Origin of the sequence: Ralstonia pickettii (assembly GCF_001699815.1) — a bacterium.
GTDB lineage: Bacteria > Pseudomonadota > Gammaproteobacteria > Burkholderiales > Burkholderiaceae > Ralstonia > Ralstonia thomasii.
On sequence record NZ_MCGB01000057.1, the window covers coordinates 511,496 to 525,782 of the forward strand.

A 14,287-nucleotide genomic window follows, 5' to 3' on the forward strand; every position below is an offset into this window, starting at 1 on the left:
TGAAGCTGTGCGAGAGGCTGTGCGCCGCAAAGGCGCACAGCGCTCAACCACGCACGTCAGTTCTTGTGCAGCTTGAACACCCAAACCGAACCGCCCTGCTCCAGGAAGTTCACGCGCTTGGCCACTTCACCGCCCCACAGCGGCACTGCACCACCCCAGCCCGACACCACGGCCACGAACTGCTCGCCGTTGTCTTCCCAGGTGACGGGCGGCGCGACGATGCCGCTGCCAGTCTGGAATTGCCACAGCTCCTTGCCGGTCTTGGCATCGGCCGCCTTCAGATAGCCCTCGGGCGTGCCCCAGAACACCAGGCCACCGGCAGTCGTCATCACACCGCCCCACAGCGGCGCGTTGTTCTTGATCTGCCATTCCATCTTGCCCGTCTTCGGATTGATCGCGCGCAGTGCGCCGATGTAATCCTCATTGAGCGGCTTGATGGTAAAGCCAGCTCCCAGGTAGGCGGCGCCCTTCTTGTAGCTCACGGGTTCGTTCCAGATGTCCATGCCCCACTCGTTGGCGGGCACGTAGAACAGCCCGGTTTGCGGGCTGTATGCCATCGGCATCTGGTTCTTGCCGCCCAGGAAGCCGGGCTCGGCAAACACCGACTTGCCCTTCTTCTCTTCACCCGCGGCCTGGGCCGGATCGCCCGGACGGTGGTCGGGTGCGTAGTTCGGGCGGCCGGTCTTGAGGTCGATGCTGGTGGCCCAGTTGACCTTCACGAACGGGAACGCGTTGAGCAGCTTGCCGGTTTTCGCATCGTTCACGTAGAAGAAGCCGTTGCGGTCAGCCTTGCCGCCGACGCGCTTGCCGTCCATGTCGAACGTCACGAACTCGTTCACGCCGTCGAAATCCCAGCCGTCGTTCGGGGTGTTCTGGTAGTGCCAGACGATCTTGCCGGTGTCCGGGTCGATGGCCAGCGTGGAAGACGAATACAGGTTGTCGCCCTTGCGCAGATGGCTGTTCCACGGTCCCGGGTTGCCGGTGCCGAAGTAGACCAGGTTGGTCTGCGGGTCGTAGGTGCCGCCCAGCCACGTCGATGCGCCACCGGTCTTCCACGTCTCGCCGGGCCAGCTCGCGTTGAGCGTGCCCGTCATGCCGTTCTCGGTCTTGTTGCCATCCTTGTCGTACTTGTAGCCCATGTGGCCTTCGACCGTCGGACGCGACCAGATCAACTGGCCGGTCTTGGCATCGCGCGCTTCCACACGGCCGACCACGCCAAACTCGCCACCCGACACGCCCGTCAGCACCATGCCCTTCACGATCAGCGGTGCGGCGGTCGTTGAATAGCCGGCGGCGTAGTCCTCGATCTTGTCTTTCCAGACGATCTTGCCGGTGTCCTGATTGAGCGCGATCAGCTGCGCATCCAGCGTGGAGAAGATGACCAGGTTGTCGTACAGCGCGGCGCCGCGGTTGACGACGTCGCAGCAGGGCATGATGCCCTCCGGCAGACGCTGCTCGTACTTCCACAGCTTCTTGCCGGTCTTCAGGTCGATCGCATAGATGCGCGAGTACGACGCCGTGACGAACATCTTGCCGTTGTAGATCAGCGGCTGGGATTCCTGACCGCGCTGCTTCTCACCGCCAAACGAGAACGACCATGCCGGTACAAGCTGGCTGACATTCTTCGTGTTGATCTTGGTGAGCGTCGAGAAGCGCTGCCCTTGCGTACCCATGCCCCAGGTCAGCACGTCGTTCGACGATTTCGCATCGTTCTCGATCATGGCATCGGTAACGGGGGGCGTTGCCGCGTGCACGGCAACACTTGCAGCCGCCATGGCAGCCGCAAGTGCAATCACTCGTAGTGTCCTCATTCTTGTCTCCTCTACCTCTCTTTATGGTCCAGGTCCGGCAGTGTGATGTCACACCGGTCGGACTCAGGGCAAATCCCGTGCCATCGAAAAACGCCGTGAAATTGCAGTTTCAGGCCACTTGCAGTGTGTTGTTGCGTGCCATACCGCAACACATCGTTTGTTCTGTTGCGAAATGGAGCAACGCAATGAACGCAGCCCACGCGAAGACGGGGGGCTTACAGCGCGCGCGTGCGCTGGCCCGGCAGCATGCGTTGCACGCACCTCCGCTCATCGACCCACTGGTGCTTGATCACCCCGGCAACGTGGAGCACCACCAGGCAGAGCAGCAGATCGGCCGTCGTGCTGTGCACCGTGTAGAACATGTGCTGCAGTGCGCTGTCGACCCAACCCCAGGGCGGCAGCGGCACGCCCCAGAAGCGCGTTCCGTATGGATTGAACGAAGACCCGAGATAGCCCGACACAGGCATCACGACCATGCACATGTAGAGCAGGCGATGCGTAATGCGCGCCAGCTCCGTCTCCCAGCAGTACAGCCCCGGAATGGACGGTGGCGCAGCACGGCTGACGCGCACCACCACGCGCCACGCGATGACCAGCGCCGCCGTCAGCCCGAGCGATTTATGCAGATTTACCAAGACCGCCTTCCCCGGTGCGCCCTTGGCCAGACCGGTCATGTAGAAGCCCAGCGCGAACAGGCCGCATAGCAACGAGGCGCTCACCCAATGCAACGCGATCTGCAGGGCCGCGTAGGCCGGCGCGGATGCGTGGGCGGGTCGATCAGCGCGGCGCATCGAGGCTGCCCACCGAGGTTGGATACGTCACCACACCCCAGGGCAACTTGTAGCCTTGGAGCGTATCGACGACCTCGCGCTTCTGCGGGTCGATCACCTGCACAGTGTTCGAGCGGCCGCAGGCAAGCAGCAGCTTCCGATCACCCGGCGTGAAGCTGAAATGCCAGCAACGCTTGCCGACCGGAATGGCGGCCACTTGCGCAAAGGTGCGGGCATCGAACACCTGCAACTGATCAGCGCGGCTGGCAGCCACCCAGAGGTACTGGCCCTCGCGGTCAAACGCGATCCCGTATGGTCCCTGCCCAGTGGGCACGGTCTTGATCGGCTTGAAACCGGCATCCAGCAGCAACAGGTTGTTCGAGTTTTCCAGCGTCACCACATAGGTCTTTCCATCCGGCGCGATCTTGATGCCGCGCGGCCGATTGCCGTATGGCGCGACATCCACCCGCCGGATCTGCTTGAGCGTCGACAGCTCATAAACGCCGACCGTGTTGTCACCTTCGTTGGCCACCAGCAGCAACTTTCCGTCCGGTGAAAATTCGATGGCTTCGGTCTCGCGGGCGGCCTTGATGCGGCCGACCACGGCCCACTGGCTGAGGTCGATGATCGCGACTTCGGCGGGGGCTTCATCGTTCTCATCCTTCTCGTCTTTCACGGCCCGGTCGTTCTTGCCCGGCGGCCCGCCTTCCGACGAAGGCTCGTAGGTGACGAACGCCCGGCGGCCGTCGGGCGAGATGCGCATGAACTCGACATTCCTGCCGACTGCGATGCGCTTGATCTCCTTGCGTGTGCCTGTGTCAATCACCGACACATCGGCGCTGCCCTGGTTGGCCGTCAGCAACCAGCGGCCATCGGGGGTAACGGCAAGGCCGCGCGGGTCCTTGCCCACGGCAATCTCGTCAAGCTGTTTGAGCGTGCGTGCATTGAGCACGGTCACACCGCCGCCCTGATTCGTGACGTAGGCGACGGGATCCGGCACCTCGGCAACCGCCTGGAGGGTCGATACCCAACCCACGCAAAGCAACGTGGCGATCCGGAAGTAGTGGGTCAGTGCTTTCATGATGGTCTCTTATGGGCGGCTCAGTCCGCATCGGCACCGGCGGCCTTGCCTCCAAACGAATACGTCAGGCCAATCCAGATCGCGCGCGGCGGTGCCGGCGTCATGAACTGCTGCTTCGCCAACGTGTAGATGCTCCGCATGCCCGACAGGCCGTACGTGGAATAGCGCTTGTTGAACAGGTTGCTGATGTACGCCGAAATCTCGAGATGTTTCGTCGGCTTGTAGTGCAGGTTCAGATTGACGAGGCCGTAGCCGGCCACCTCGCCGTTCGGGTCGGCATTGCTTTCGTTGCCGTGTGCGATCTGCTTGCTGACCAGGATCACGTTCCCGCCCATCGACAGGTTCGGGCTAAAGGCGTACGACGCGCCGAGCTTGAGCGTCTTCGCGGGGATGCCCGGGATCTTGTTGCCGCTGACCACGTGCTGCCCGCTCGCCGTGGTGAATGCCGACTTGTAGATCGCATCGACATAACCAAAGTTGGCCGACAACGACCACTTGTCGATCTTCGTGCTGGCGCCCAGTTCCATTCCGCGCCGTTCGGTCTTGCCGACATTGGCGAAGTAGCCGTACGTGTTTGACGTGGCGATGAACTGGATGTCATTGCTCAGGCGCGAGTCGTAGACAGCCGCGCTCCAGTAGGTGGACTTGCCCAGCTTTCCGCGGCCGCCGAATTCGATGGTTTTGGCTACCACGGCTTTCAGGTCCGGATCGCCGTTGAACCCCGTGGGGAGCGAGCACGGGCTGTTCGGATCGGCGCAAGACAATTCAATCGATGTCGGAGCGCGCATCGATTCGCTGTAGCTGCCGAAGATGCCCTGCCCCGCGCCCAGGTCGTAGTTGAACCCGAGCGCCGGGTTGAAACGGCGATAGCGATGCGAGCCGGCCAGGCTGTTGGTTTCCGGTCCGGCCACCGCCCCCGGCGGGACACCGTTCGGAGCGGTTGCCGCGCCCGATCCCGCATTCGAGTACCGATAGGCATTCGCGTAGCCGGGGTTGTAGTACGACACGCCCGATACTTGGTCCGTCCAGGAGTAACCGCCGTCTTCGTTCAGGTATTTATTGTTGGCGCCGCCCTGGTTGAGCGTTGTGTAGTTGAAGCTTCCAGAGGCAGTCACGCTCAGCTTCTCCGTCACGCTCAACGTATCGGTGAAGTACAGGCTGAAGTTGTTGATGTTGGACGACAGGTTGACCGCGCCAATGACGTTGCTGCCCGTGAACAACGCGGGGTTCGATGTCGACGGTGCCGATCCATTGGCGGTGAATCCGTATGTCTGGTTCGGGCTCACCACTGTCTGATAGTTGATCAACCGTGCCAGGTAGGTCGTCTGGTCATACGTGATGCGCGAATGATCGAACGCACTACCGAAGGTGAACGTATTGTCGTGTCCCGCAAGTTGGCTGAAGTTCGACCACTGCAGGGACGTGCCCACCGTGTCCTCATGCGTGGCGGAATCGACGACGCTGGTATTGATGGCGTTGGTCCAGCGGCCGTAGCCGAGCGCAAGCGCATTCGCGCCGGTCACTGCATTGACTGCCGTGCCGTTGGGCGCCTTGTTCGCGCATTTGTACGTGGTGGTGCCACCTGCAGCGGTCGTTGCCAGCGAGCCGTCGTCGTTGAAGCAGCCGTCATCCAGCTGTGCGTTGCTGTTGACGTTGTGAAGGCTGGCCTTGCGGTAGTAGATGCTGCCGGCCAGTTGGTTCGTGTCGTTCAACCAATGGCTGCCCGTCAGGTTCAGCAGCGCCATCCGGTTTGAGATGGTGTCGGGCCACGTATAGGCGGCGCTGCGGTTCGCCATCATGTCCATCGGCAACGACTGCGTGCCGCTCAGCGACGTATCTGCCAGTGCGGCCGACAGCTCGAGCTGGGTAGCGCCGTCGTTGCCGTGCCACCGCGCTTTTCCATACAGTTGCTTGACGTTCGAACCCGAGTGGTCGCGAAAGCCGTCCTGCCGGTCGAAGTTGCCGGCGACGAAGTAATCGGTGCCGTGAGCCTTGTCGACGATACCGGTCTCAAAGCTCAGCGCACGGCGGCCAAACGACCCGCCCAGCGCCTCAATCGACGTGCCGGCGTTGTCCTTCCCGTTCTTGGTGTTGACGACAAGCGCGCCACCCAGTGTGTTGAGGCCGAACATCGGGTTGGAGCCCGGCAGGATGTTGACGCTGGACATCGCGTTCATGGGAATCAGATCCCAGTTCACGATGGAGCCGAAGGGCTCGTTCATCCGCACGCCGTCAAAGTAGACCGACACGCCGATGGGCACGCCCAGCAGCGACGACACCTGAAACCCGCGGTAGTTGATGTCGTTCTGGTACGGATTGCCCGACCCGTTGCCGATGCTCACCTGACCCAGGTTGTCGTTGAGCAGGTCCGCCAGGTTGGAGTTGCGTTGCTCGCGCGCATCCTTCGCGCTCACGCGCTGCGCATTGGCAGGAAACTGCGACAGCGGCACGCCAATGCTGTCGATCGGGGTCGAGCCGACGACCTGCGCGGTCGGCAATGCCACCGCCACGATCTGGTCTTCGGCAAACGCGGGCGAGTAAAGCCCCGCGGCAGTGAGCGCAGCCACGCCGCCTGCAAGGCACGGTGCGGCGTTGCGCACACGGCTGGTGCTCTTCTCCGAACGGCTGATAGGCGAATGCACGAAGTGTCTCCCCGAAGTTCTCGCTCGCGGGTCTCGGGTATCAATGACGTATCCCAGAGAACAGGCGTGGCGGTGGCTAATCCCGGCAGGGAATCAGCGGCAATGGGGGTGACACCTGCGCGCGTTGCGGCAGGGCAAATGGTTGGCACACGGCCATGTCTCCTCTTCTTGTTTGCCTGCGGGGTCGTTGCCTCGCAGGTCAGCGGCTGGCGCACAGGCGCGATTCCCCGGCGCCAGCCGTCCTGCTACACCATCAGAAGAAGCCCAGCGGCTTGGTGTCGTAGCTCACCAGCAGGTTCTTGGTCTGCTGGTAGTGGTCGAGCATCATCTTGTGGGTCTCGCGGCCCACGCCCGACTTCTTGTAGCCACCGAACGCTGCGTGCGCCGGATACAGGTGGTAGCAGTTCGTCCACACGCGGCCTGCCTTGATGGCACGGCCCACGCGGTAGGCGCGGTTGATGTCGCGCGTCCACAGACCGGCGCCCAGGCCGAAGTCGGTGTCGTTGGCAATCTGCAGCGCCTGCGCTTCGTCCTTGAAGGTGGTCACGGCAATCACCGGGCCGAAGATCTCTTCCTGGAACACGCGCATGCTGTTGTCACCCTTGAGCAGCGTCGGCTTGATGTAGTAACCCTTCGACAGATTGCCGGGCAGCACTTCCACATCGCCGCCGACCAGGCATTCGGCGCCTTCCTCCTGCGCGATCTCCAGGTAGCTGCGGATCTTGTAGAACTGCTGCTCCGAAGCCTGCGCGCCGACCATCGTGTCGGTGTCGAGCGGGTCACCGCGCTTGATGGCGGCCACCTTGGTCAACACCGCATCCATGAAACGGCTGTAGATGGATTCCTGCACCAGCGCGCGCGACGGGCACGTGCACACCTCGCCCTGGTTGAAGAAGCCCAGCACCAGGCCTTCGGCGGCCTTTTCGATGAAGCTCGGCTCGGCCTGCATGATGTCTTCGAAGTAGATGTTGGGCGACTTGCCGCCCAGCTCCACCGTTGACGGAATGATGTTTTCGGCCGCGCACTTCATGATGTGCGAGCCGACCGGCGTCGAGCCCGTAAAGGCGATCTTGGCGATGCGCTTGCTGGTGGCCAGTGCCTCGCCGGCTTCCTTGCCGTAGCCGTGCACGACATTGAGCACGCCCGCCGGCAGCAGATCGCCAATCAGCTCCATCAGCACGCAGATGCCCAGCGGCGTCTGCTCGGCCGGCTTGAGGACCACGCAGTTGCCGGCAGCCAGTGCGGGCGCCAGCTTCCATGCAGCCATCAGCAGCGGGAAATTCCACGGGATGATCTGGCCGACCACGCCCAGCGGCTCGTGGATGTGATACGCCACGGTGTGTTCGTTGATCTCGGCAGCGGAGCCTTCCTGCGCGCGGATGCAGCCGGCGAAGTAGCGGAAGTGGTCCACGGCCAGCGGGATGTCGGCATTCAGCGTTTCGCGCACGGGCTTGCCGTTGTCCCACGTTTCGGTCACGGCCAGCAGTTCGAGGTTCTGCTCGATGCGGTCGGCAATCTTCAGCAGGATCAGCGAGCGGTCCTGCACCGAGGTGCGGCCCCAGGCGTCAGCGGCAGCATGCGCGGCGTCGAGCGCGCGGTCGATGTCTTCAGCGGTCGAGCGCGGGAACTCGCCGATCACCTCGCCCGTCACCGGGGTCGTGTTGGTGAAGTACTGGCCCTTGACCGGCGACACGAATTCGCCACCGATGAAATTGCCATAGCGCGGCTTAAACGAAACGATGGCGCCGGGAGTGCCGGGATGAGCGTAACGCATGGGTTGTCTCCTGATGTTTGAGTGATGACCGCAGCGTCGTTGTCTGCGCTGTGTCCGGTCGTCATCTGCAAAACCCGGGCCATCCCCTGCGGTGGATGTTCGATCCACTCCCATCGCTTGTTCACGCCGATCGGCCGGCCTGACTGTTCCAGAATGGAACAACAGGTGTTGCAAAGCTCAACGCCCCATCACCTGAACACCCGATGGACGCTTGTGCGGACATACCGCTTGCATGGCATGACTTTCGCAACGTGGACCTTTCATCTGAACCTGCCAAGGCACACGATGAGAACGGCTTCACTCCATGCTGCCGCTGCTGCGCTGGCCGTTGCGTACCTGTCCGGGCCGGCCCGCGCCGATACGAACGTCGACCCGGCGGGCTCGCCGCTCTGGCCGACGATTCAGCAGGAGGTGTTTGGCGCGGCGCGGACGACGTTCGACAGCCGCATCAGGATCACCGGACCGGCGTTTGCGGAAGACGCGATGCAGGTGCCGATTGCGTTCGACGCATCGGCGCTCGGCAAGGTGGAGCGCATCGTCGTCGCGGTCGACCGCAACCCGATTCGCAAGGTGCTGGAATTCGCGCCGATGCACGTCCGCCCGGCGCTGTCGTTCCGGTTCAAGCTGCAGGAGGCCTCTGCGGTGCGCGTGGCCGCACGTACGCCGGACGGTGTCTGGCATGTCGGCACCTTGCAGGTGGATGCCACCGGCGGTGGCTGCACGCTGCCGGGCGCCACACGCCAGAACGCCACCTGGAGCACCACGCTGAACCAGGTCGAGTCGCGCGTGTTTCCGGGCTTCAACGGCGCAGGCAGCCGCATCCGTCTGCGCGTGATGCATCCGATGGACACCGGCCTGGTGGCGGGCATCCCGTCTTTCCATATCGAGCAGCTCAACCTGCTCGATGCCCGGCGTCAGCCCATGCTTGAACTGGCGCTGTACGAGCCGGTGGCCGAGAACCCGATCTTCTCGTTCGATCTGGATGGCCCTGTTGGACGCGGCATCAGCGTGGCCGGCGTCGACAACAACGGCAACCGCATCCGCGCGCAGGTGACACGATGAGCCGACGCCACCAACAGTTGGGCCTTCTGCTGTGTCTTGCGATGTTGACAGCCATCGCGCGCGCGCAGAACCCCGATTACCACCTCGTACCGCACGCGGTTGCGCCCGGCATCTGGGTGCTCGAAGGCGCCAACGCGGATTTCTCTGCGCGCAACGGCTGCAACATCATCAACACCGGCTTCATTGATACCGGCGATGGGGTGCTCGTCATCAACACGGGGCCGTCGATGCTGTACGGCGAGCAGCAACGCCAGGCCATCCGCACGGTCACCTCGGCGCCGGTGCGCTGGGTGTTCAACCTGAACTTGCACCCGGACTATTTTTTCGGCAACCAGGCCTATGCGGATGTCGGTGCCCAGGCGCTGCCCGGCACCATCGCCGGTGCGCAACGCGAGGGCGCGGCCTACGCCGACAATCTTTACCGCATCTGCGGCGCGTGGATGCAGAACACGGTATCGACACCGCCCGGCACGCCATTGACCCCTGGCACACGCACCATGGGGCACCATCGCATCGACCTGATCCGCCTCGACGGACATACCGATGACGATCTTGTGTTGGTGGACCGGACCAGCGGTGTGGTCTTCGCAGGCGGCATTGCCTTTCGAGACCGGATTCCCACCACGCCGCACGCCAACATTGCGCGTTGGCTGGCCAGTCTCGATCGGTTGCAGAAGATCGTTGCCGACAGCGGCGCGCGCGTGTTGATCCCCAGCCACGGGCCCGCGCTGGGCAAGGCGGACGCCATCGCGCAGACACGTCAGTACCTGCAGTGGCTCGATGCGCGTATGCGCCGCTCAGCGGCAGAAGGACGCGACCTGGCAGAGGTGATTGCGATGCCGGTAGACGCGCCCTACGCGCTGTGGGGTGGAATGCCCGCGGAGTACGTGCGCAACGTGACCCGCTTCTACCCACGTTACGAGAACGCCGCGCTGGCGCCCTGACATGGCGCCAGACCCCGCGCGGCGACACTGGATGCGCATCATGCTCACGACACTGATTAGTCCGGCCCCGACGGTGTCTGCGGCCCCCGCGCGCGTCACGCTGTTGCGCCTGCAGGACGGCCTGTACGCGGCGCGCGCCGTGAATGCAGAAGCCTCGCGCGCGAATGCCGGAGAAGTCGTGCCCACGCTGGTGCACACGACGGGCAACGGCGTGCTCGTGGTGGACCCTGGCCCGCACGCGCGATGGGGACACCACCTGATCGCGGCCATCCGGCACATCACGGCCGAACCCATCCGCTGGGTGGTCAACACGCATGCGCATCCCGAGCATGTGCTGGCCAACGCCGCCTTCGCACAACTGCAGCCGCGCCCTGCCTTCCTGGCCTCCGCCGCCACCGCCGACCTCATGCGCCAGCGTTGCGAAACCTGTCTGGCGCGCCTGACCGCCATGCTGGGTGCGCGCGTCATGCATGAAACGGAGATCGTCTATCCGGAACCGGCACTGCGCGATGGCGATTGGCTGCACACCGGCAAGACTGCGTGGCAAGTCCACGTCTGCACGGCCGCGCATAGCGCATCCGACACGGTGCTGTACGCGCCGCAGCGCGGGGTGCTGTGCACAGGCGGCCTGGCATATCTGCAGCGCATTCCGGACCTGCAGGACGGCTCGCTGGCTGGATGGCGCCAAGCATTGCATGCGCTTGTGCAACTGCCCGCCAACATCGTCGTCGGCACCGCCATCGGCACGCCTGCGCAGATGCTGCGGCCGACGCTCGCCTATCTCGACATGCTCGACAGCACGGTCACGCGCGCCATTGAAGGCGGCGGCGACGCAGCCCGCGCGCTCGCGTATGTCCCGGGCGACGCCTATCGCGACTGGCGCAACTTTCATCCCCGCCATGCGCTGAACGTCGGACGTGCGTGGCGCGAACTCGAAGATCGCTGGATGCAAAGCGCGCCGAGCGCCTGATCGCAGCTGCTCCATGGCTGAACAGACGGCAGACATGTGTTGCATCAACTGTCCCGCCACGCTACATCCCACGCAAAGCCGCCGGTATCCGCAAACGTTAATCAACGCGCTGCAACTCCGTGCAATGCGCCGCAAACGTCGTGGTACGCATATTGCAAAGTCCCGCCGACGTTGAGCCCGCCCCCGCGGGTTTAGCGCCAACACCCCATGCGTCCGAGCCGATTCACACGACGCATCAGACAACGACAATACGGAGACAACATGCAAAACACACGCCTTCGACCCTGCGTCCTGACCGCCATTGCAGCCGCTCTCGGCTGCGCAGCGAGTGGCGCCATCGCACAATCGTCGGTCACCCTCTACGGCACGGTCGATGCCGGCCTCCAGTATCAAAACCGCAGTGCGGCCGGCGGCAGCATCACCGAAGTGCATTCAGGCGGCATCAGCCCGAGCATCTGGGGCCTCAAGGGGTCGGAAGACCTGGGCAGTGGGTTGAAGGCCAACTTCAACCTCGAAGGGCATTTCAGCAGCGACACCGGCACGCTCACCACCGGCCCCGGCTTCAGCTCCGAGCTGTTCCGCCGGCAAGCGAACGTTGGCCTCAGCGGCAACTGGGGAGCGATCACGCTTGGGCGCCAGTACAGTCCGGCGCTCATCGGTACGATCGGCACGGAAGTGCGCGGCTTCAAGGAGCAGTTCTCGAACCTGTACGGCTGGGCCTACAACCAGCTCCCCGCACCGGGCAACGCAATGGGCGCGGGCACCAACCCCGGCAACGACGTGGGCGTGTTCATCGGCAATGCACTGCAGTACTCCAACAACTTCGGCCCCGTGTGGCTGGGCGTTGCGTATTCATTTGGAGAGACTGCCGGCAGCTTCAGGCGCGGCAATGAACTCTCGCTGGGTGCCACCTACACGGGCCCGGCCACAGTTGGCCTCGGCTATCAGTCGACGGCAGACAGCGGCACGGGCGAGACCCTCAGCCGCCTGTGGAGCGCAGGTGTGGCCGTACCGTTCGGCGCCTTTACGGGCCGCGTGAACTACATCGGCGTTACCAATAACGCGCCGACCGGCCAACGTGTGTCAGACGTCAAATCGATCGGTGCCGGGCTCGACTACAAGTGGAGCCCCGCCAATACCGCCACGCTGGCGGGCTACTACAGCAAGTACGAAAGCAGCACCCACGACAGCTCTACCAAGTCGGTCGTGCTGAGCAACGACTACGCCTTCTCCAAACGCACCACGCTTTACGCGCAACTTGTGTACGTCAATGCGGGCGCAGTGGGCACGGTGGACCCGCTGGAAAGTCTCAAGACTTCCATCGTTGCGGGCGGCACGGCGCCGGGCGCGAAGACAGTGCTGGCGGGTGTGGGGCTGAAGCATTCGTTCTGAGCCGTACCTGAGCAGAAAAAACCCTTGGCCAACACCAAGGGTTTTTTTCGCCCCTCGGATGCGAAGACGACGCACGAATCCTGACGCAGCGCATGGTCTGGGCAGGCGATCCGCGCTACGCTCACGTATCCTCAACATCACGATTCCTGCCCGTCCAGGCCACCCGGCGGGTACTCATTGGAGGTGCCTTGATCCGCGTCCTGCCTGCCTTTTTACTGGGCACGTTTAGCTCAATCCTGCTTGCCTTGAACACGCTGTTCTGGAGCGTGCCGCTGTTCACGCTGTCAGCGTTCAAGCTGCTGGTGCCGGCAGTGGCCGTCCGCCGACGGATCGACCCGATGCTCAACTGGGTCGCAACGCGCTGGATCGGTTGCAACAATGCCTGGATCGGCGTGCTGCAACGTGAGCCGTGGAGCGTGGAAGGCGCCGACAACCTGCGCTACGCGGGTTGGTACCTCGTCAATTGCAACCATCGGTCTTGGGTGGACATCTTCGTGTTGCAGCGGGTGTTGAACCGGCGCATCCCACTGCTCAAGTTCTTCCTCAAGCAACAGCTGATCTACGTGCCGGTCATCGGCCTGGCCTGGTGGGCGCTGGATTTTCCGTTCATGCGGCGGCACTCCAAGGCGGCGCTGCGCAAGCACCCCGAGCTGCGCAATCAAGATCGCGAAACCACGCGTCGCGCCTGTGCCAAGTTCGCGCACGTGCCGACCAGCGTCATGAACTTTGCCGAAGGCACGCGGTACACCCCGGCAAAGCACCGGACGCAGTCGTCCCCCTATCGCCATCTGCTCAAGCCGAAGGCCGGCGCCCTGGCCCTGACGCTCAACGCCATGGGCGGAAGGTTCCAGTCGCTGCTCGATATCAGCATCGCCTATCCGGACGGCACACCGAGCTTCTGGCAACTGGCCTCCGGCCAGGCCGGCCGGGTGATGGTGCATATCCGCGAGCTGCCGATCCCGCCGGATTTCTGCACGCACGACTACAGCACCGACTCAGCCTTCCGCAGCGATTTCCACCGCTGGCTCACCGAACTCTGGGAGGAGAAAGACCAGCAGATCGAAAACATGCTGGCGCAGGCAGCCAACCGCGTGGCGTAGCCTTCGCGTCGATGCTTTTTGACTAGGTGATCGAAGCGCCAAACAAAAAGCCCCTTGGCCGTAAAGCCAAGGGGCTTTTGCTACTGCTGGCGGGCTGGCGGAGCGGTGAGTCTGGGGCGGGCCTGTCTCAGCTCGTTCCCTGCCAATCGATTCAGGGTGGATCTGCCTCAGCGCCGAGCGGAGGCGCGTGTTCGAGCAGTGCACAGAGCCTCAAGCAGGTGAACCGGCTTGGCCCTGGGAATTTCGCATCGTCTCAGTGCCGCCTAAGTCTGCCTGCGTAGCTTCTCCATTGCGCACCTCCGCGCGCATGTCAGGAGAAGCACCATGTACCGCTACACCAAGCTTTCCCTCCTCGCCATTGCCATTGCGATGACGGGCGCGGCCGCCTACGCCGCCAAAGCTCATATTCAAAACGACGCCCTCGCTGTCACACAAGCAAAGATCCCGCTGACTCAAGCTGTCGCAGCTGCAGAGCAGCACGCCAATGGCAAGGCGTCACGCGCCGAATACGAGCAGTCGAAACAGGGCTGGGTGTACGACGTGGAAGTTGTGAGCGGAGCCAAAGTCTTCGACGTTCGGATCGATGCCGACAAGGGCACAGTCATTTCCGCTGTCGAGGACAAGGCCGATCACGACGACGTTCACGACAAGCAAGACTGATTGCGTACGGCAACCCTGGGTCTATGTCGAGGCTAAGTCCGCTCAACCAAACTGCCCTCAGGTTCCCACTAAAGCGAGGAC

General features: G+C 63.4%; 11 protein-coding genes. 6 read left to right on the forward strand and 5 right to left on the reverse strand.

The genetic code is table 11. From position 1 onward, the window contains the following. Positions 1-56 precede the first annotated feature (56 nt). The 5 genes from BEK68_RS10250 to exaC all read right to left on the reverse strand — a co-directional run bounded on the left by BEK68_RS10250 (position 57) and on the right by exaC (position 8,078). The gene (locus tag BEK68_RS10250) at positions 57-1,811 is read right to left on the reverse strand and encodes a PQQ-dependent methanol/ethanol family dehydrogenase (protein WP_009241205.1); all 1,755 of its coding nucleotides are present in this window, start codon (positions 1,809-1,811) and stop codon (positions 57-59) included. Positions 1,812-2,026: 215 nt separating this feature from the next. Beyond that, a complete protein-coding gene (locus BEK68_RS10255) occupies positions 2,027-2,602 on the reverse strand; it encodes a cytochrome b (protein ID WP_009241206.1) in 576 nt (191 codons plus the stop codon). Then, the gene (locus BEK68_RS10260) at positions 2,589-3,662 is read right to left on the reverse strand and encodes a beta-propeller fold lactonase family protein (protein WP_009241207.1); all 1,074 of its coding nucleotides are present in this window, start codon (positions 3,660-3,662) and stop codon (positions 2,589-2,591) included. The genes BEK68_RS10255 and BEK68_RS10260 overlap by 14 nt, the downstream gene beginning before the upstream one ends. A 20-nt stretch (positions 3,663-3,682) precedes the next feature. After that, the gene (locus BEK68_RS10265; protein ID WP_009241208.1) at positions 3,683-6,304 is read right to left on the reverse strand and encodes a TonB-dependent receptor domain-containing protein; all 2,622 of its coding nucleotides are present in this window, start codon (positions 6,302-6,304) and stop codon (positions 3,683-3,685) included. 253 nt (positions 6,305-6,557) lie between these two features. After that, positions 6,558-8,078 carry an acetaldehyde dehydrogenase ExaC gene (exaC, locus tag BEK68_RS10270; RefSeq protein WP_004631207.1) on the reverse strand — a complete coding sequence of 507 codons (1,521 nt, stop codon included), beginning with the start codon at positions 8,076-8,078 and terminating at the stop codon, positions 6,558-6,560. A gap of 285 nt (positions 8,079-8,363) precedes the next feature. Between exaC and BEK68_RS10275 the strand changes: the two genes are divergently transcribed. The 6 genes from BEK68_RS10275 to BEK68_RS10300 all read left to right on the forward strand — a co-directional run bounded on the left by BEK68_RS10275 (position 8,364) and on the right by BEK68_RS10300 (position 14,206). Next, complete coding sequence (locus BEK68_RS10275) at positions 8,364-9,140, forward strand: quinoprotein dehydrogenase-associated SoxYZ-like carrier (RefSeq protein ID WP_009241209.1); 777 nt, start codon at positions 8,364-8,366, stop codon at positions 9,138-9,140. Beyond that, positions 9,137-10,084 carry a quinoprotein relay system zinc metallohydrolase 1 gene (locus tag BEK68_RS10280; RefSeq protein WP_009241210.1) on the forward strand — a complete coding sequence of 316 codons (948 nt, stop codon included), beginning with the start codon at positions 9,137-9,139 and terminating at the stop codon, positions 10,082-10,084. Before BEK68_RS10275 ends, BEK68_RS10280 begins: the two co-directional genes overlap by 4 nt. A 40-nt stretch (positions 10,085-10,124) precedes the next feature. Next, positions 10,125-11,054 (forward strand): MBL fold metallo-hydrolase, encoded by a 930-nt coding sequence (locus BEK68_RS10285; protein WP_004631212.1) that lies wholly within the window; start codon positions 10,125-10,127, stop codon positions 11,052-11,054. Between the two features lie 261 nt (positions 11,055-11,315). After that, the gene (locus BEK68_RS10290) at positions 11,316-12,446 is read left to right on the forward strand and encodes a porin (RefSeq protein WP_009241211.1); all 1,131 of its coding nucleotides are present in this window, start codon (positions 11,316-11,318) and stop codon (positions 12,444-12,446) included. 188 nt (positions 12,447-12,634) lie between these two features. Continuing rightward, the gene (locus tag BEK68_RS10295; protein WP_009241212.1) at positions 12,635-13,546 is read left to right on the forward strand and encodes an acyltransferase; all 912 of its coding nucleotides are present in this window, start codon (positions 12,635-12,637) and stop codon (positions 13,544-13,546) included. Positions 13,547-13,870: 324 nt separating this feature from the next. After that, positions 13,871-14,206 (forward strand): PepSY domain-containing protein, encoded by a 336-nt coding sequence (locus BEK68_RS10300; RefSeq protein WP_004631218.1) that lies wholly within the window; start codon positions 13,871-13,873, stop codon positions 14,204-14,206. Positions 14,207-14,287: the final 81 nt, after the last annotated feature.